The organism is Streptococcus mitis (assembly GCF_000722695.1).
Classification (GTDB): Bacteria; Bacillota; Bacilli; order Lactobacillales; family Streptococcaceae; genus Streptococcus; species Streptococcus mitis_O.
Map to the genome: position 1 here is coordinate 1 of NZ_JPFU01000015.1, position 19,558 is coordinate 19,558.

Consider the following 19,558-nt stretch of genomic DNA (forward strand, 5'->3'; position numbering starts at 1 on the left):
AAACAGTCACCTGTTCAGAACTCATCCAAACCTTACGCAATTATAAGTTCAAACATCTTTATGGAGTAGGATATCTTCCAACTTACACCAGAACAACTATCACGGATCAACTCCACCAAGCATTTGGCTTCCAAACTGATTTTGAGATTATAAGCGAAAAAAATATGAAAAAATTTTTAAAAAAACCAAATCTCGATAAAAAGTACGCATTTTTTTAAAAGAGAAAAAGAGCTCCGAAAAGCTGTTATAGCAGCATTTAGGGGCTCTTTGTTTTCAAAAAACTGTCAAAGATGGGATTATAGCACCTATACATCAGTTGTGCAAATAATATGATATTTTTTTATTAGTCCTCAGACAAGCATATTATAGAGCGTTTCATTACCATTTAAGTTAATATAAGCTGGATCAAAACCTTCCATTCGACGAATCAATCCTGCATAATCATGCTTATCTGCCAAAGCAATCCCAATTAATACTGGACCTGTTCCCTTACTAGCTCGTTTGATATACTCAAAACGTGTGATATCATCGTTTGGTCCCAAAATATCATTTACAAATTCACGCAAAGCTCCTGGACGCTGTGGAAAGTTGACCACAAAGTAATGCTTAATCCCATCATAAATCAAGGCACGCTCTTCCATTTCTGGCATACGGTTGATATCATTATTTCCTCCAGAAATGATACAACAAATGGTTTTCCCCTTGATATATTCAGCTAAAACCTCTAAAGAGGCGATACTAGCTGCTCCAGCAGGCTCTGCTACAATCCCTTGTTTAGAGTAGAGATCAATCAATGTTTCAGAAATCAACCCCTCATCAACACCTACTAAGGTTTGAACATGTTGGCGAGTTGCTTCATAGGTCAATCGACCTACCTTTTGTACAGCAATCCCATCCGCAAATTTGTCAATTTCCTTGAGCTTAACAGGTCCACCAGCTTCAAAGGCAGCCTTCATGGAACGTGCCCCATTCGCCTCTACCCCAATGACTTCAATTTCTGGACTTGTTTCCTTGATATAAGTTGAAACCCCAGCAATGAGACCGCCACCACCAACAGGAACCAAGACAGCATCAAAATCAATCGATTCTTTTCGAGCTTCTTCTAAAATCTCATAAGCAACAGTCCCTTGACCTGCTTGGACATGAGCATCATCAAAGGGATCAATAAAGGTACGATTTTCAGAAACTGTAAATTCTTGAGCTGCCTTAGCAGAAGCATCAAAGGTATCTCCAACTAGTTTAATGGTTACGAACTCCCCACCAAAAAAGCGAACTTGACCAATTTTTTGTTGTGGAGTGGTAATGGGCATAAAAATAGTAGCAGGGATTTTCATCTCATTACAAGTATAGGCAACTCCCTGCGCATGATTTCCCGCAGAAGCACAGACTACCCCACGCTCACGCTCTTCCTTGCTGAGCTGAGAAATAGCATAATAAGCACCACGAATTTTAAAGGAGCGAACACGTTGAGCATTTTCCTTTTTCAAATAAATCTTAGCACCATACTTCTCCGATAAATAATGGTCATAATCCAGTGGGGTATTCACAACCACACCGTTCAAGACCTTGTGAGCCTTGATGATATCTTTTGAACTTAACATCTTTTTCTCCTAGACTATTTCATACTATCACAATCCATCCTCTAAAAAGAGAGATGAATTGATTATAAAAGCGAGTTAGGTCCCCCCAACTCGCCTTCAACTTGATTTCTATCAATTAGTTATAGATTTTGAATGCATCATCGTCGTTTTTACCAACGAATGGCATTGCTTTACGCAATTCTGCACCAACTTTTTCAATTTCAAGGTTAGCTGCTTGTTCACGGTAAGCAGTCAATTTTGGACGTCCAGCTTTATAGTCATTTACAAAGTCATTTGCAAATTTACCATTTTGGATGTCTGCCAAGACAGCTTTCATGTTTTCTTTAACTTGTTCAGTAATCACACGTGGACCTGATACATAGTCACCGTATTCAGCAGTGTTTGAAATTGATTGACGCATTTTCTTGAATCCACCTTCGTAGATCAAGTCAACGATCAATTTCATTTCGTGAAGAACTTCAAAGTATGCCAATTCTGGAGCGTAACCTGCTTCTGTCAAGACTTCGAAACCTGCTTCGATAAGGGCAGTCAAACCACCACAAAGTACAGCTTGTTCACCAAACAAATCTTCTTCAGTTTCTTCTTTGTATGTTGTTTCAAGAAGACCTACACGAGCAGCTCCAACACCTTTACACCAGTCCATAGCAATGTTTTTAGCATTTCCTGTTGCATCTTGGTATACTGCGTAAAGAGCTGGAACACCAAATCCTTCTTCATAAGTACGACGTACCAAGTGTCCTGGTCCTTTAGGAGCACACATGAAGACATCTACATCTGCAGGAACTTTGATAAATTCAAAGTGGATGTTGAAACCATGAGCAAATCCAACTGCATTCCCAGCTTCCAAGTTTGGAGCGATTTCTGCTTCATACAATTCTTGTTGGATTTCGTCTGGTGCCAAAATCATGATAACATCAGCCAATTTAGTAGCTTCTGCTACTGTGTAAGTGTCAAATCCATCTTCTTTTGCTTTGTCAAAAGATTTACCTGGACGTACACCGATAATAACGTCACGACCTGAATCACGCAAGTTTTGAGCATGCGCATGTCCTTGTGAACCATAACCGATAACGGCGATTTTTTTACCGTCAAGTGCTGCTACTTTAACATCTTTTTCGTATTCCATTTGAACTGCCATAATTTTTTCTCTCTTTTCTATTATTTATTGCCTTTTAGGCTGGTTTAACAAATCTAAGTTGGATTTTTAGTCGCGGGTAAATCCAGTTGCACCCGTTCGAGCAATATTGCGAATACCGTATGGTCGAATGACTCGCAATAGAGCTTCACTCTTTTCAGCATTTCCTGTCATTTGAATGGTAATCGAGCTTGGCGCTACGTCTACCACTGTTGCACGGAAAGGTTGAATAATCGCTAAAATCTCAGCTCGCTTCTCAGCTGGCGCTGACATCTTAACCAAAATCACCTCGCGCTCCAAATGAGGCTTGTCTGTAATATCTCGAATGCGAATCACATCAATCTGACGATTGAGCTGCTTAATGATTTGCTCCACTTCATCATGTGAAACTACATCAATAATAATGGTGATGCGCGATACATTCGGATCTTCTGTTGCTCCAACAGAAATGCTTTCGATATTAACCTGACGACGAGACAGGACACCTGTAAAGCGATTGAGGACTCCTGAACGATTTTGTAGTTTTGCTGTTAACATTCTACGCATGGAACTGCACCCCCAACATCTCATGATTACTCTTACCAGCTGGTACCATTGGTAACACCTGTTCCTTACGAGAAATATCTACCTCGATTAGCATAGGGACATTCTCAGTGATGACTTCAAGGTCTTGAGCCAAGGTCTCAGGATTGTCAAACTTATAGTTTTTAATACCATAAGCCTGTGCTATCAATTGGAAATCAGGAAGGGTATCAAAGACTGACTCAGACGTTCTACCTTCATAGAAGGATTCCTGCCACTGGCGAACCATTCCAAGCGAATGATTGTTCAGCATAACCACCTTGATTGGCACCTTGTAAATGTTCAAAATAGCCAATTCCTGGTTGGTCATTTGGAAACCACCATCCCCAACGAACAAGACTACTTCCTTATCTGGGTTGGCAATTTTAGCACCGATTGCTGCTGGAATTCCGAATCCCATGGTTCCTAAACCGCCTGAAGTCACTAACTGACGCTCATTTTGGTATGGATAATACTGGGCTGTCCACATTTGGTGTTGACCAACGTCTGTAACCACAATGGCATCTCCATTCGTCAATTCACCAATTCGTTCAATAACGGCTTGCGGTTGAACCACACGCTCTTTCTTGTCATAAGAACGAACACGGTTCTTGTCTTTAGTAACTTTCTCAATCCATTTCTCAGTATTGTTATGAACGGTTGGTTCTGCCAACAACATTTGCAAAGCTTTCTTAGCATCTCCAACTACAGGAATATCTGCACTGATAATCTTACCGATCTCAGCTGGGTCAATATCAATGTGAGCAACCTTGGCATTCTTAGCGAAGGTCTTAGGATTTCCTGTCAAGCGGTCATCGAAACGACAACCAATACTAATCATAAAGTCAGCTTCCGTCATGGCAATATTAGCTGCGAAAGATCCGTGCATACCTCCCATTCCAAGGAAGAGTGGATGAGTCGTTGCAATCGTACCTTGCCCTAAGAGACTGGTTACCACTGGAATTTGATAGCGTTCTGCAAATTCATTTAATTCCGCGGCAGCTTCAGCATAACTAATTCCACCACCAGCTAGCAAGACTGGCTTTTTAGCCTTGGACAATTGCTTCAAGATTTTCTTGATTTGCATATCATTCGGCTCAAGAGTCGGCTGATAGCTTGGTAGATTCACTTCTGGTGAATAAATGAAGTCTGTTTCCAAAGCAGATACGTCTTTTGGTAGGTCAATGACGACTGGTCCTGGACGACCTGTAGTTGCGATATGGACAGCTTCCGTAATGATACGCGGAATATCAGCTGTCTCACGAACTTGGTAATTGTACTTAGTGATTGGCATGGTAATTCCCACGATGTCTGCCTCCTGAAAGGCATCCTTCCCAATCCCTGCTCGCGCCACCTGACCTGTAAAGACCAAAAGGGGAACGCTATCGCTCATGGCATCTGCAATCCCTGTAATGGCATTGGTTGCTCCTGGTCCGCTAGTGACGACGGCAACACCCAACTTTCCAGTTGATTTGGCATAACCTTCAGCTTCATGCAAACAACCTTGCTCATGGCGTCCTAGAATGTGGCGAATGCCTTTAAAATTATATATCGCATCATAAAAAGGCAAGACCGCACCACCAGGATAACCAAAGATGGTATCAATTCCTAAATCACGAAGTGTTTCCAAAACTAGGTCCGACCCCGTCTTAGGAGACTCTAAACTGATTTTCTCCATTGTTCCCCTTTCTCTTCTCTTAAAAATAACTTGTTACTATCATACCATTTTTTCAAGATTTTTCAAGAGAAAAGAAGAAATTTTCTGAATTTTCTATTTTAACGTTTATTTATGAATATTCTTTTTGTTTTTATTTAAAAGATAGCGATTTTATTATTCAAAAAGAAAGAAGAACTGATTTTTCAGTCCTTCATTCATCTTATTCCACACTAAATAGGTATGGGTAAACAGGTTGTTGGCCTTGGTGAATCTCAACTTCAACGTCTTCGAATTCTTCTGCGATTTCTTGAGCAATTTCATTTGCAAGTTCTTCGCTTCCGTCTTCACCGACATAGAAGGTTACGATTTCACTATCTTCATCCAACATATGTTTCAAGGTTTCTGTCAAGGTTTGGTGCATGTCAGGGTTTGACACTAGAATTTTCCCATCCACCATACCAAGATTATCGTTTTCATGGATTTCTAAGCCATCAATGGTTGTATCACGCACAGCGGTTGTGACGCTTCCGCTAACGACATCGCTAAGAGCAGCAGTCATACGCTCTTGGTTTTCTTCGATAGACTTGCTTGGATCAAAGGCAAGAAGACTTGTCAAACCTTGTGGCAAAGTACGAGCTTCTACCACTACTGCTGGTTGTTCCAAAACTTCTGCTGCAGATTGAGCTGCCATGAAGATATTTTTGTTGTTTGGCAAGAAGATAATATTACGAGCGTTGACCTGTTCAACAGCCTTGATAAAGTCTTCTGTTGAAGGGTTCATAGTTTGACCGCCTTCGATAACATAATCAACACCTTGGGAACGGAAGATATCTGCTAGACCTTTACCAGCCACCACAGCAATCAAAGCATACTCTTTTTCTTCAGCTGGCTTGCTAACTTGAGCAGCTTCTTTTTCAACCTGTGCTTCGTGTTGGTTACGCATATTATCAACTTTTACCTTGACCAAGCTACCATATTTCAGACCTTCTTGCATAACCAGTCCTGGATCTTCTGTATGGACATGGACTTTGACGATTTCATCATCGTTGACAACAAGAAGAGAATCCCCAAGTTCATTCAAGTAGTTACGGAATTCGTCGTAGTCAAAATCTTTGGCATAGGTTGGACCTTGCTTAAGAGCTACCATGATTTCAGTACAGTAACCAAAGGTGATGTCCTCAGTCGCTACATGACCAGCTACAGCTTTATGATGTTCTGCATTGATCATTTCACTCATGTTGGCAGGAGTCGCTACAAAGTCCTCAGATGCAATATATTCGCCAGTAAGGGCTGAAAGGAAACCTTCATAGATGAAGACCAGTCCTTGACCACCTGAGTCCACAACGCCAACTTCCTTCAATACTGGAAGCATGTCTGGTGTTTTAGCTAGAGCTGTTTTAGCACCTTCCAAGGCTGCGCGCATGACTTCAACAGCGTCATCTGTTTGCTCAGCTTTTTTCTTAGCACCGATAGCAGCCCCACGAGAAACTGTCAAAATCGTTCCTTCAACTGGTTTCATCACTGCCTTATAGGCAACTTCCACACCTGATTGGAAGGCAAGGGCCAAGTCTTGACCTGTTAACTCGTCTTTATCCTTGATAGCTTGTGAAAATCCACGGAAAAGCTGAGATGTGATAACTCCTGAGTTCCCACGCGCACCCATCAAAAGACCTTTGGCAAGAATGCTCGCTACCTCTCCAACTGTAGAAGCTGGCTTGTCTGCAACTTCTTTAGCACCATTTTCAATGGTCATTCCCATATTTGTCCCGGTATCTCCATCTGGAACGGGGAAGACGTTTAATGAATTGACATATTCAGCTTGCTTATTCAAGCGAGTTGATGCAGCTTGCACCATTTCTTGAAATAAGCTAGTAGTAATTTTTGACACGGTTATTCTCCTACAACTTTGATATTTTGAATGTAGACATTTACAGTCTGAGCAGTAATTCCAAGCTGGTTTTCCAAGCTAAAACGAACACGCTCTTGAATGTTTTTCGACACTTCGCTAATCTTTGTTCCGTAGCTCAACACGGTATATACATCAACTGCAATACTGCCATCTTCGGTCGCCTTTACGACGACACCTTTAGAATAATTTTCCTTACCTAGAAGGGCTTGGAAATTATCTTTGAGGGCATTTTTACTAGCCATACCGACCACACCAAAAATCTCAGTTGCTGCTCCACCTACGACGGTTGCAATCACTTCATCTGTTAGTTCGATTTGACCATCTTTTGTATTAATTTTTACAGTCATCCTTTTTACCTCAACTAGTTGATACTCTATTTTATCATATTTCAGCCCAAGTGTAAAAGCAGAATACTGTATCAGCGGATATTTACTCTATTTTTCAAATGATTTTATACCCACAACAAAAGAAAAAGACCCTGAGGTCTCCTTACTTTTATTATTAAACGCGTTCAACTTTACCTGATTTCAAAGCACGAGCTGAAGCCCAAACTTTTTTAGGTTTACCATCGATAAGAACAGTAACTTTTTGAAGGTTTGGTTTTACGGCACGTTTTGTTTGGTTCATCGCGTGTGAACGGTTGTTTCCTGATACAGTCTTACGACCTGTAAAGTAACATACTTTAGCCATTGTGTTTTCCTCCTATTAGATCTAATATAGCGGATGTGCTAGCACCACATACCGTACTATGTTATCACACTTTCTTCATTTTTGCAAGGGAATTGGAAGATTTTTTTATTTAACGTAGACAATTTCCAACTTCCCAAAGGCCACATCTCCACGGATAATCAAAGTTTTACTGGTTGGAGCTAGAGAAGTATCTGCCTTGGCTACACCACAGAAAGTTTCCACCTTCAAATCCACTCGCCAATGTTGGGGAACATAAATAACTGCACTTCCGAAACCAACTTCCACCTTCAAGGTTGCGCTATCTCCTAAAATCTCTGCATTGTCGTAATATATCTTAGCATTGCCAAAACCAACTTCTACTTGGTCATCTACCAATTCTTGGTTTTGCTTGTAGAAAGTTCCCGTTCCAAAAGCGACTTCCTTGTCTGTAAGAATGGTCTTTTCACCATCATACCACCATTTTTTCCCATTCCAAGTTCTGTTAGAATGAGTAAGTGCGTTGACACCCAGTACGATTAAAATACTAGCCCAGAATAGTGACTGATTTGGAATCGGTAAAATATCATAAAAGTGGTTAGCAATCATTAAGGCTACTAGAGCTGTAAAAGAGGCTGAAGTTAAGTGACGACGCAACAAACCTCCAACTGATTGATAGGCAAAAAATGCAATACCAAGCAAGGGCCAAATTTGCCCACCGAATGAAGGGATTCCAAAATTTCCTTGTAATAATATTAAAGCTGCCAATACTAGCAACACAATACCAAATGCTTTCTTTTTCATGTTCTTACCTCATGTTTCTTAGATTTTCTTTTAGGAGGGATTGATAGTGCCGCGACACGTGAACCTCCTTGTGGGTCTGATAAAAGGAAATGGTGCCCGTTCCTGAAAAGGACTTGTCCACCGAATAGATTTGCTGAATATTAGCGATAGTTGACTTGGATACTCGACTAAAATAGCGAGGAAGGATAGACTCTAACTCATAGAGTTTGAGCCGAACTTCATAGGCATCTTTATGGGTATGGGCATAAATCTTGCTACCTTCTGTCTCAAAGAAGAGAATTTCCGACAAGTCCAGATAATATTCACCTGTCCCCTTGTAAAAAATCAACCTAGGAGACTTGGACTCTTGCAAGAGCCGCTGTAAATCCGCAATCTCATCTGTCAAAGCCGCCGCCTTGATGACAATTTCAGTTTCCTCTAAATTGCTGTCAATTTCGATTCGTAACTTCATTCCATCTCCTTTCTGACTCTACTATATCAAAGGAAAAATAAGAAAACAAGAGCAAAAAAGCAAGTGGTTACTTTAGGCACGTAAGTGGTTGTAAGGCTACCTTAACTTACAGGTCAAAATAGAAAGAAAATCACACCCCACACAAGTCCGCAAGCATAACCAACCAAGACATCCTTGGGATAATGCACGCCACCTAAGACTCTCACTAGACCTAGGAAGGCTGATAATGTCAAACAAATCATCCCCATAGTTAGACTAGCATGCATGCAAGCCACGGAAATAATGGTTGCTGAAAAGACATGACGACTGGGCATAGACTGACCAGGACTATCTCTGTCAAGCAAGGGTTTAATATCCCATTCCTCATAAGGCCTAGGGGCATTGATTTTCTTACGAAGAAAGGACAAAATCACAAAACCTGATGCAGGGATAAACACATAGATCAAGACCTGTTCCCCAAGTCCTTGTTGGAGATAGGTAATTGCTAACAAGGTTAGATAAATCATAGGCATAACTACTGTCATGAAGCGATTGAAAGCTCTTAACGATCTCAGAAGAAAGGGCTTATTTTTAATGTTACTAGCAACGTGGCCATACCATTCTTGATAACTTTTCATATATTTTCTCATCACTTACTCAAATTTTGCTTATAGGGAAGCACTTGTCTTCTAGTATAGTGCAGAAAAAGAAGGCCGTCAAGCCTTCTTTTGGTTTATTCTTCCGCTTCATCTTCTGTAAACTGACTGTTGTAGAGGTCAGCGTAGAAGCCTGCTTGCGCCATTAGCTCCTCATGATTTCCTTGCTCGATGATATTGCCATCTTTCATGACAAGAATCAAATCAGCATTTCGAATAGTAGACAAGCGATGGGCGATGACAAAGGAAGTTCTTCCCTCCATCAATCGGTCCATGGCTTTCTGAATCAATTCCTCAGTACGGGTATCAACCGAAGAGGTCGCTTCATCTAGGATTAGGAGTGGCGCATCTTTCAGCAAAGCACGAGCAATGGTCAAGAGTTGTTTTTGTCCGACAGACAAGGTCACTGTATCGTCCAAGACGGTATCGTAACCATCTGGTAGGGTCATAATAAAGTGGTGAATCCCTACAGCCTTGCTGACTTCAATCACGCGCTCATCACTAATCCCCTCTTGGTTATAGATAAGATTGTCGCGAATAGTACCTTCAAAGAGCCAGGTGTCCTGCAAGACCATTGAAAAGGCATCGTGTACTTCCGAACGCTTCATCTCCTTGGTATCCACACCATCGATACGGATACTTCCCTTATCAATCTCATAGAACTTCATCAAAAGATTGACAATGGTTGTCTTACCAGCCCCAGTCGGTCCGACAATGGCAACCTTTTTACCTGCATGAGCAATCGCAGAAAAGTCATGGATAATAGTTCTCTCTGGTGTATAACCAAAGGAAACTCGATCAAAGACCACTTGACCTTTCATATCGCTCAATTGTCTTGCTTTATGGGATTCGTCTTCCATCTCCTCTTCAGCTAGAAATTCAAAGACACGTCCCATAGCTGCGCTAGCCTGCTGCAAACTAGTAATCCCTTGGGCAATTTGTGAAAGAGGCTGAGAAAAGATACGAACGTAGGCCATAAAGGCAACGATAATCCCAATACTAATCTGCCCATTCAAGGCCAAGGCTGCACCAACGATAATCACCAAGGCATAGCTAAAGTTCCCAATAAACATCATAATCGGCATCATAATCCCTGAAATAAACTGAGATTTCCAGATACTATCATACAGACGATGGTTTAATTTCGCAAACTCTTCTTTCGTGCTCTCTATAGCATTGTAACTGGTCACTACATTATGGCCAGAGTACATTTCTTCCACATAGCCATTGACAGCTGCCAAATCCTGTTGCTGACTCTTAAAGAAGCCCTGGGATTTGCCCATAAAGACGGACACGAAAGCAAAACCGATAAGAGTTGAAACAACCGTCACCAAGGCTAAAATCCAGTTCATCCCAAACATGGTCACCAAGACTGCCACGACCAGTAAAGTGGATGAAAGAACTGTTCCCAGACTTTGATTGAGGGATTGGGCTGCAGTGTCAACGTCATTAGTCACACGAGACAAGGTATCTCCTTGAGAATGTCCATCAAAATACCCCAATGGAAGGCGATTAATTTTCTCTGCAATCGCTCTTCTCAAACGTTCTGAAAAACGTTGAATAGCTGTTGTAAACAGAAAAGCCTGCAAATAATTTGATAGGAGTCCAATCACATAGATAACGGCCAAAAAACCACCAATGGCCGCAACCGCAGCGACATCCACACTTGTTTCTAGGCCACTTGCAATGATATTGGTCATTTCCTTGATACGGGTTGGACCATATACAGTAATGATATTGGATACGATTGTTGCTAGAAAGGCGATTAGAAGGGCAAACTGGAGACCTGCAAGATAGGGTTTACTCTGTTTCCAGAGAGACAGTTTTTTATTTTCCATGTTCCAATTCCTCTTTCGATAGTTGTGAATAGGCAATTTCTTGGTAAACTTCGTTATTAGCTAGAAGTTCCTTGTGGGTGCCTTGCCCCACGACTTTTCCTTGATCCAAGACCAAAATCAAATCTGCATCCATAATCGTTGAAATACGCTGTGCAACAATGAGCTTGGTCATAGACTTGGTTTTCTCTGCTAGCTCTTGGCGTAGGACACGGTCTGTCTTGTAGTCCAAGGCTGAGAAGGAGTCATCAAAGATGAGGATTTCTGGCTTCCGAGCCAAGGCACGAGCAATGGCCAGACGTTGTCTTTGACCACCTGAGAAGTTGGTTCCTCCTTGGGCCACTTCTGACTCTAAGCCCGCTTCCTTGTCTTCGATAAAGTTCTTAGACTGGGCCAATTCCAAAGCCTGCCACATAGCCTGCTCACTAAGCGGTGTTTCTTGACTCTGTCCAAAGTCTAGATTGCCCTTGACATCACCTGAAAAGAGAACCGCTTTCTGAGGAATATAACCAACCTTGTTGCGCAAATCTTCTAAGGCATAGTCTTGAACATTGACACCATCTACCAGAATTTCTCCGTCTGACACATCGTAGAATCGTGGAATCAGATTGACCAGAGTTGATTTACCTGAACCCGTTGACCCAATAAAGGCCACTGTTTGACCAGCTTCTGCTCTAAAGCTAACATGCTCGATAACTGCCTCCGAATTTGCCGCATAGCGGAAGGTCACATCTTTAAATTCGACCTGACCTTTGAGATTTTCATCAGCCAGCTGCACTTGAGCAGAGTTTTGGATAGAAGAATGCAAATCTAAAACTTGATTAATCCGCTTAGCAGAGACCATAGTTCGGGGAAGAACGATGAAGAGTGCTCCCATGAGAAGGAAGCCCATGACAACCTGCATAGCATAAGACATGAAAACAATCATGTCACTAAAGAGAGGCAGACGCGCTATCGGAGCAGCGTCGTTAATCACATAGGCCCCAATCCAGTAAATCGCCACACTCAAACCACTTGAAATCCCCATCATGATAGGGTTCAAAATAGCCATAAGACGGTTGACAAACAAATTCAAGCGTGTCAATTCATCATTTGCTGATGCAAATTTTTCATTTTGGTATTCTTCAGCATTGTAGGCGCGAACGACACGAATACCTGTTAAACTCTCACGAGTGATACTGTTCAATTTATCAGTCAGCCCCTGAATCAAGGACTGTTTTGGAAAGGCTAGCGTCATCAAAACAGTCGTCATCAAGACGTTGACAATCACTGCCACAAGTACGGCCCAGAGCCAGTATTCTGAATGGCCTAAAATCTTCCCGATAGCCCAGATAGCCATAATTGGACCACGTGTTACCACTTGCAAGCCCATGGTAATCAACATCTGAACTTGAGTAATGTCATTGGTGGTACGAGTTAAAAGACTGGGAATAGAGAATTTCTTAATCTCTGTCTGCGAGTAATCCAAAACTCGGTTAAAAATATCACTTCTCAGCCTACTAGTATAAGAAGCCGCCACTCGGGATGCAAAAAATCCAACTGCAACTACGGACAAGAAGGCAAGAAAGGACATTCCGACCATCATGCTTGCCGGCTGCCACAACTCATCTAAATTAGTTCCTTGACTACCTAGCAAATCCGTAATTTTCGAGATATAGGTCGGCACTTCCAACTCTAGATAGACCGAAAAGCAAGTAAAGAGAATGGCTAGTAAAATCATCCCCCATTCTTTTCTACTAATTCGTTTGGCTAATTTCTTCATTCTCTCCTCCTATTCCCTTGATATTTGCCTGTAGTTGACCGAGAACTTTCTCAAAAATCAGTAATTCATCTTCATCAATGTCTTCCATCAACTGCTTGTCTATTCGTTCAAAAAAAGCCTTAACCTGCTTCATTTGAGAACGTGCTTTGTCCGTCAAACGAACAAATTTTGCCCGCTTATCGCTAGGACTCGCCTCCAATTCCACTAAACCATTTTGCACCATACGCTTGACCAAATTACTAGCAACAGACTTGGTAATATTGAGTTCCTGCTCGATATCTTTAATCAAGACCAAGTTTTGGTTTTCCTCACGGCTATCCAAAAAACGTACAACCTGACCTTGTGGTCCACCCATAAATTCAATGCCACAACGCTTAGCTTCCTTTTGCACCATCAGATGAATCTGATGACCAAAACGCTTAAAGACTAACATCGGTTTATCCATACTAACTCCTTTCTAACTATCACATTTAGTTCTCCTAGGAACTAAATAAGTTTTCATGAGAACTATTTTACTACTTTGAAAAGAGATGTCAAGAAAAAAGTTTCCTAGAGAACTATTTTCTTGATTGAAAAAATCCCAAGTGAGTTTTTCACTTAGGATCATGTTTTTTAGGTTAAATTAGAATCCGTCTACGTTTGTGTAGATCTTTTGCACATCTTCGTCGTCTTCAAGAACGCTGTACAGTTTTTCAAAGGTTTCAAGGTCATCGCCTGACAATTCCACTTCTGACTGAGGAATCATTTCCAATTCAGTCACTTGGAATTCTTCAATACCAGACTCACGAAGGGCAACGATAGCCTTGTGAAGGTCAGTTGGCGCTGTGTAAACAGTGATTGTTCCTTCTTCTGCTTCCACATCGTCCACATCCACATCTGCTTCTAGCAATTGCTCAAAGACCGCGTCCGCATCTTCACCTGCAAATACAATAACACCCTTGTTATCGAAGAGGTATGAAACCGAACCTGAAGCGCCCATGTTGCCGCCATTTTTACCAAAAGCTGCACGAACATTAGCCGCTGTACGGTTGACATTTGAAGTCAAAGTATCCACGATCAACATAGAACCATTTGGTCCAAAACCTTCGTAACGTCCTTCTGTAAAAGTTTCGTCTGTGTTTCCTTTAGCCTTGTCCAAAGCCTTATCGATAACGTGTTTTGGCACTTGGGCTTGTTTAGCACGGTCGATAACGAACTTCAAGGCAGTGTTTGATTCTGGGTCTGGATCACCTTTTTTAGCTGCTACATAGATTTCTACACCAAATTTTGCATATACTTTAGAGTTAGCTCCATCTTTAGCCGTTTTCTTGGCTACGATATTGGCCCATTTACGTCCCATTAGGAATCTCCTTTTTTCACATTTTAATCTTTCTTATTATAACACAAGTTTTTTCGATTTTCACTAGAGGAAATGGATTTTATTCAGCAAATCGAGCTAGGATGACACTTTTATTGCCAAGATAGCCTTACCTTCTTTTATCAAGGGGTGACGGAACAGTGAGAAGTACAGTTGAACTGTCATGGCAACCCAGATAAGGGGTTCACAAAGGATAACTCCCCTATAGCCCGCCCAAGGGATAATCAAGACTACAAAAGCGATTTTCCCGATTAGTTCTATAAAGCTAGAAACCAGCGGAAGGACTTTTTTCCCCAAACCCTGCAAACAATTGCGATAAATCAACAAGAGACTCAAAATAGGATAAAAGGCTGAGCTGATTTGCAGATAGAGACTACCATTTTCTACCAGGTATCCATCCGTCGAACTGGCCAAGAAGGAAACCAAGGTGGGACTGGCAAAAAAGAGGAAGACACAAACAAAAACTGCCCAGGACATGCTTAAACGACTGCCGATTCGAAGGCCTTGAACAATGCGGTTTGGTCGCTTGGCACCAAGATTCTGCGAAGCAAAGGTCGTCATCGAGGCAGAAATAGCGGTCATAGGAAGAAGGGCAAAGGCCATAATGCGTCGAGCCGCCGTCTGGGCACTGATAATTACGGCACCAAAGGTATTAACAGAAGACTGTAAAATCACACTACCGATGGACACAATGGAACTCATCAAGCCCATAGCCAAACCTTGCTCCAAGAGATCAGCGTATAAGGCCTTATTCCATTTGAAATGCTTAAACTGAGGCAAAAGTTCTGGCACCCTCTTACGAATATAGTAAAAGCAGAGAACCGCTGATAAGCCTTGCGAAATAATAGTAGCAAGGCCCGCAGATTGGACTCCCAGATGCAGTTGCGTAATGAAATAGAGATCCAGAACCACATTGACCAAGGCAGAGAAAATCAGAAAGCCAAGGGCTGCTAGACTGTCCCCAATAGACCGCAACAAACCTGCAAAGAGGTTATAGGCAAAGCTGACACCAACACAAGTCACAATCATAGAAATATATTGATAGGACTGAGGGAGGATTTCAGCAGGGGTATCTAGGTATTGCAAGAGAGGATACAAACCAAGAAAGCCCAACAACATAATCACAACACTCAAAAGAGCACCTAAAATCCAGGTGGCTGCTACCGCTTCCTTGATTTTAGTAAAATTTCGAGCCCCATAATAACGGGCAATGACAATCCCCATCCCATTACCAACACCAAGTGTAAAGCCTATAATCAAGTCAAAAATGGCAGTTGTTGCCCCAACCGCAGCCAAAGAATCTTGTCCAAGAAAACGTCCAACAATCAAGACATCAGCAGTGTTATAGAGCTGTTGGAAAATATTGGACAGCAAGATTGGGAAGGCAAAACTCACAAGCGAGGGAAGAATAGGACCATGAATCAGGTCCACTGTTCGTTTTTTATTCATAAGGCTATTATATCAGCTTTCTAGAGGAGCGACAAGAAACAGAAAACTATGCGCGAGCTGAAAACCAGAACTAGGCAACGAAAAAGCAGTGGATTTCTCCACTACTTTAACAGCCTATTCTTCAATTTCGATTTCAAGTTCGTCGCCAAGGTCAAGTGTGACTTCTTCATTCACAGAATCTGCTTGAACTGCTTCATCTTTTGTAGTTTCAACACCTTCTGCAGAAGCTTCTTCTCCATCAATCAAACCAAATTGAACACGGACTTGATGGTCGATTTCATCAAAGACTTCTGGGTGATCAGCCAAGTATTTCTTAGCATTTTCAGAACCTTGCCCGATTTTCTCATCCTTGTAAGAATACCAAGCTCCTGCTTTTTTGATGATATCCAAATCACTTGCAATCTTCAAAAGCTCACCGGTCTTAGAAATCCCTTCTCCGTACATGATTTCAACGAAGGCTTCCTTAAATGGTGGAGCCACCTTGTTTTTCACGACCTTGATCTTGGTTTCTTTACCGACATTGGTATCTTTTTGGTCACCAGTTCCCTTGATCTGTGTGCTTCCACGAACATCCAAACGGACTGATGCGTAGAATTTCAGAGCACGTCCACCAGGAGTTGTTTCTGGATTTCCAAACATCACCCCAACTTTTTCACGTAATTGGTTGATAAAGATGGCAATTGTTTTGGTTTTATTGATAGAAGCACCAAGTTTACGCATGGCCTGACTCATCATACGAGCCTGCAAACCAACGTGGCTATCTCCGATATCTCCATCAATTTCCGCACGAGGTACAAGAGCCGCAACTGAGTCGACTACAACAAGATCCACAGCACCTGAATCAATCAATTTTCCTGCAATTTCAAGACCTTGCTCTCCTGAGTCTGGTTGAGACAAGAGCAACTCATCAATGTTGACCCCAAGGGCCGCAGCATAAGCTGGATCAAGGGCATGCTCCGCATCGATAAAGGCTGCAATCCCACCTTCTTTTTGCGCTTGTGCAACTGCATGAAGGGCAACTGTTGTCTTACCAGATGACTCTGGCCCATAGATTTCAATGATACGTCCCTTAGGATAACCACCTGAACCAAGAGCAATATCGAGAGCCAAGGAACCTGAGCTCATCACTTGCACTTTTTGCTCGGCACGTTCACCCAAACGCATGATTGAACCCTTACCAAAGTCTTTCTCAATCAATTTAAGAGCATCATTCAAGGCTTTTTCACGTTCTGCCCCAAATTTTTTTGAAATTTCTTCTAATTTTTTGGTTTTTTCGCCATTCTATTCTCCTACATTCTAATGGTCCTCAGACCTATCTACTATTATATCAAAAGTTAGTCACTTAATAAAGCCTTGCGAACTAGGTTAAAGGCATGCATAACCGCAATATGACGTACGTCTGCTCGACTTCTGCCTCCAATATTTACCTTGATGACTTCAGTTCCATGCTCTTGAGCCAAGCCTATGAAGACTGTCCCAGCTGGGTGCCCTTCTAGGCTATCTGGTCCTGCTACTCCAGTCAAACTAATACCAAAATCAGACTGGGTCTTGCTTCGTGCCTGCTCGGCCATCTTTTGAGCTGTAAATGCAGACACCACACCATATTCTTCCAAATCCTTGACAGGAATATCCAACATCTTTGATTTTTCCTCCAGGCTATAGGTCACGAAACCACCCTTAAATATACTTGAAGCTCCTGAAAAATCCGCCACAGTAGCTTGGAAAAGCCCTGCCGTCAAACTCTCTGCAGCCGTGATAGTTTTCCCTTGTTTTTTCAGTTCTTCTACCACAATGCTAGCCAAGCTAGCCTCCTCTCCATAACCATAACAGAGGTCTCGTAAAGAAATTCCTTCGAAAGTCTGGTGGTCCAAGATTTGATTTTCCAAGATATCCAGCGCTTGATTCGCCTCTTCTTGACTGCTAGCCTTTGTTGATAGACGCAGAGTGACTTCTCCTGTCTTAGCATAAGGTGCTAAGGTCGGATCTGTTTGATTGTCAATCAAATCAGCCAAAATGGTCACCAACTGACTTTCGCCAATTCCAAAGAAACGAAGAACTCGGGAATACAGCTTGCTCCCTGTCATCAACTTGGGTAGAAGTTGGTTTAAGACCATGGGTTTCAATTCACTGGGTGGACCAGGAAGGACGACATAGGTCACTCCGTCTACTTCTAAAATTCCTCCCACAGCCAGTCCTGTTTCGTTTGGTAGTGGAGTCGCTCCTTCTACAATTTGAGCTTGCCTTTCGTTATTCGGTGTTCGGGCATAGTCTGGTCTCTGGGCAAAAAAGACATCCAACTTCGCCTGCGCCTGAGGATCGAAGACTAATTCTTTCCCTAAGAATTTAGCTAGAGTTTGTTTGGTTAAGTCATCCTCAGTCGGTCCCAAACCACCTGTCAAAATCACCAGACTACTACGTTGACTGGCAATCTCAAGCAAAGACAAGAGACGAGCTTCATTGTCTCCTACAGCCGTCTGAAAATATACGTCTACTCCAATTTCTGCTAGTTTTTCCGATAAAAACTGGGCATTGGTGTTGACAATCTGTCCTGTCAAAATCTCTGTTCCAACAGCAATGATTTCTGCTTTCATGTTTCCTCCTACCTATCTATTCGTATTTTTTTGAAAAAATCGCAGGAAATTTCCCACGATTGATTTTTTATTTGTATCAAAAAACAAACTATTCTACTTCATTTGTTACAAAGACGCTTTGTTGTTGATTATCCCCATTATCAACAGGCACCCGTCCAAACAAATCTTCAAATAAGACAACATTTGTTTCAAGCTGAGTGACTTCTTCTTGTCCCAAAGAACGTCGCAATATATTCTGCATTTCCAACATATGCTCTCTAGAAACAATCTGGTAAGAAATACCTTGCAACATCTCTCCCTCACCCTTCAACTGTTGTGATTCAATGGTTTTAAATGAATCTTTATAACCCAACAAGTTCGGAATACTTTTTGCAGATAAATCAATATTAGTCTGCATATTGGTACTTAGAGCTTTTAAGATAGACTGATAGTGACTGACACTATCCAAACTAAGAACTTTTTCAACAACTTTTTGAATGACTTCACGCTGACGCTTCTGACGCCCGTAGTCTCCTTCTGGATCTTGATATCGCATGCGTGAATAAACAAGCGCTTCCTCTCCATTTATTTTCTGTTCTCCAACGCCAATAGAAATGGTGTTAAATTCTTCTTGGTCACTGATAGAAATCGGGGAACCTAGCGTGTTATTGACGGTAATGCCACCTACTGCATCGACTAATTGTTGCAATCCTTGCATGTTGACCATAATATAGCGATCGATATGGATATTCATCATCTGTTGAATCGTTGAAATAGCTAGTTCCGCACCACCACCAGCATAGGCAGCGTTTAACTTCGCTTCTTCAATACGACCATCTTTATGTTGAATTTTAGTCAGGATATCACGTTCCAAACTTAACATCATGGTCTTCTTTGTGTGAGGATTGACGGTCAGCAAAATCATACTGTCACTATTTCCAGCCCACTGATCCGTACGTTCCACATTCCCAGTATCAACTCCCATCAACAGAATGGTCATGGGTTCAGTTGCTTCGATAACCTTGGTTTCTTCCCCAATCTTTTTATAGGTTTTTGATAAGGTTTGTGTACCTTGCTGATAAATGGTATAAGCAAAGACACCCACACCCAAAACTGTCACAGCTAGAAAAGCTAGCACCATTCCAATAATTTTTTTAACCATATTT

At 41.8% G+C, this 19,558-nt stretch carries 18 protein-coding genes and 1 pseudogene; 1 reads left to right on the forward strand and 18 read right to left on the reverse strand.

Translation table 11 applies throughout. The features are described from left to right. Positions 1 to 199: pseudogene (locus tag SK629_RS12730) on the forward strand (transposase); the annotation flags it as partial. Between the two features lie 151 nt (positions 200 to 350). Here the strand turns inward: SK629_RS12730 and ilvA are convergent. From ilvA to brpA, 18 genes are all read right to left on the reverse strand, one after another. Then, on the reverse strand, positions 351 to 1,601 hold the full coding sequence (gene ilvA / locus SK629_RS09455) for a threonine ammonia-lyase IlvA (protein WP_042901660.1): 1,251 nt from the start codon (positions 1,599 to 1,601) through the stop codon (positions 351 to 353). Positions 1,602 to 1,716: 115 nt separating this feature from the next. After that, positions 1,717 to 2,739: a ketol-acid reductoisomerase gene (gene ilvC, locus SK629_RS09460; RefSeq protein ID WP_000290683.1), complete on the reverse strand. Its 1,023-nt coding sequence runs from the start codon at positions 2,737 to 2,739 to the stop codon at positions 1,717 to 1,719. 66 nt (positions 2,740 to 2,805) lie between these two features. Further along, the gene (gene ilvN / locus SK629_RS09465) at positions 2,806 to 3,282 is read right to left on the reverse strand and encodes an acetolactate synthase small subunit (RefSeq protein ID WP_042901661.1); all 477 of its coding nucleotides are present in this window, start codon (positions 3,280 to 3,282) and stop codon (positions 2,806 to 2,808) included. Further along, positions 3,275 to 4,975 carry an acetolactate synthase large subunit gene (locus tag SK629_RS09470; RefSeq protein WP_042901662.1) on the reverse strand — a complete coding sequence of 567 codons (1,701 nt, stop codon included), beginning with the start codon at positions 4,973 to 4,975 and terminating at the stop codon, positions 3,275 to 3,277. The genes ilvN and SK629_RS09470 overlap by 8 nt, the downstream gene beginning before the upstream one ends. A gap of 199 nt (positions 4,976 to 5,174) precedes the next feature. Beyond that, complete coding sequence (locus SK629_RS09475; protein WP_042901663.1) at positions 5,175 to 6,842, reverse strand: DAK2 domain-containing protein; 1,668 nt, start codon at positions 6,840 to 6,842, stop codon at positions 5,175 to 5,177. Positions 6,843 to 6,844: 2 nt separating this feature from the next. Continuing rightward, the gene (locus tag SK629_RS09480) at positions 6,845 to 7,210 is read right to left on the reverse strand and encodes an Asp23/Gls24 family envelope stress response protein (RefSeq protein WP_042901664.1); all 366 of its coding nucleotides are present in this window, start codon (positions 7,208 to 7,210) and stop codon (positions 6,845 to 6,847) included. 154 nt (positions 7,211 to 7,364) lie between these two features. Then, entirely contained in the window at positions 7,365 to 7,553 is a 189-nt protein-coding gene (gene rpmB, locus SK629_RS09485; RefSeq protein WP_001140948.1) for a 50S ribosomal protein L28, read from the reverse strand. A 105-nt stretch (positions 7,554 to 7,658) separates the two neighbouring features. Continuing rightward, complete coding sequence (locus SK629_RS09490; RefSeq protein WP_042901665.1) at positions 7,659 to 8,333, reverse strand: LiaF transmembrane domain-containing protein; 675 nt, start codon at positions 8,331 to 8,333, stop codon at positions 7,659 to 7,661. Between the two features lie 4 nt (positions 8,334 to 8,337). Continuing rightward, positions 8,338 to 8,784 carry a LytTR family DNA-binding domain-containing protein gene (locus SK629_RS09495; RefSeq protein WP_042901666.1) on the reverse strand — a complete coding sequence of 149 codons (447 nt, stop codon included), beginning with the start codon at positions 8,782 to 8,784 and terminating at the stop codon, positions 8,338 to 8,340. A 113-nt stretch (positions 8,785 to 8,897) separates the two neighbouring features. Next, the gene (locus tag SK629_RS09500; protein WP_042901667.1) at positions 8,898 to 9,401 is read right to left on the reverse strand and encodes a phosphatase PAP2 family protein; all 504 of its coding nucleotides are present in this window, start codon (positions 9,399 to 9,401) and stop codon (positions 8,898 to 8,900) included. A 95-nt stretch (positions 9,402 to 9,496) separates the two neighbouring features. Continuing rightward, positions 9,497 to 11,257, reverse strand: coding sequence for an ABC transporter ATP-binding protein (locus tag SK629_RS09505; RefSeq protein WP_042901668.1), 1,761 nt, complete (start codon positions 11,255 to 11,257; stop codon positions 9,497 to 9,499). Continuing rightward, positions 11,247 to 13,016 (reverse strand): ABC transporter ATP-binding protein, encoded by a 1,770-nt coding sequence (locus SK629_RS09510; protein WP_042901669.1) that lies wholly within the window; start codon positions 13,014 to 13,016, stop codon positions 11,247 to 11,249. Before SK629_RS09510 ends, SK629_RS09505 begins: the two co-directional genes overlap by 11 nt. After that, positions 12,991 to 13,461: a MarR family winged helix-turn-helix transcriptional regulator gene (locus tag SK629_RS09515; RefSeq protein ID WP_042901670.1), complete on the reverse strand. Its 471-nt coding sequence runs from the start codon at positions 13,459 to 13,461 to the stop codon at positions 12,991 to 12,993. Before SK629_RS09515 ends, SK629_RS09510 begins: the two co-directional genes overlap by 26 nt. Before the next feature lie 177 nt (positions 13,462 to 13,638). After that, the gene (locus tag SK629_RS09520; protein WP_042901671.1) at positions 13,639 to 14,355 is read right to left on the reverse strand and encodes a YebC/PmpR family DNA-binding transcriptional regulator; all 717 of its coding nucleotides are present in this window, start codon (positions 14,353 to 14,355) and stop codon (positions 13,639 to 13,641) included. Positions 14,356 to 14,451: 96 nt separating this feature from the next. After that, on the reverse strand, positions 14,452 to 15,822 hold the full coding sequence (locus SK629_RS09525; protein ID WP_042901672.1) for an MATE family efflux transporter: 1,371 nt from the start codon (positions 15,820 to 15,822) through the stop codon (positions 14,452 to 14,454). Positions 15,823 to 15,936: 114 nt separating this feature from the next. After that, a complete protein-coding gene (gene recA, locus SK629_RS09530) occupies positions 15,937 to 17,073 on the reverse strand; it encodes a recombinase RecA (RefSeq protein ID WP_042901673.1) in 1,137 nt (378 codons plus the stop codon). An 83-nt stretch (positions 17,074 to 17,156) separates the two neighbouring features. Continuing rightward, entirely contained in the window at positions 17,157 to 18,413 is a 1,257-nt protein-coding gene (locus tag SK629_RS09535; protein ID WP_042901674.1) for a competence/damage-inducible protein A, read from the reverse strand. An 88-nt stretch (positions 18,414 to 18,501) separates the two neighbouring features. Continuing rightward, positions 18,502 to 19,554, reverse strand: a complete 1,053-nt coding sequence (gene brpA / locus SK629_RS09540; RefSeq protein WP_042901675.1) for a biofilm formation/cell division transcriptional regulator BrpA — start codon at positions 19,552 to 19,554, stop codon at positions 18,502 to 18,504. Positions 19,555 to 19,558 lie beyond the last annotated feature (4 nt).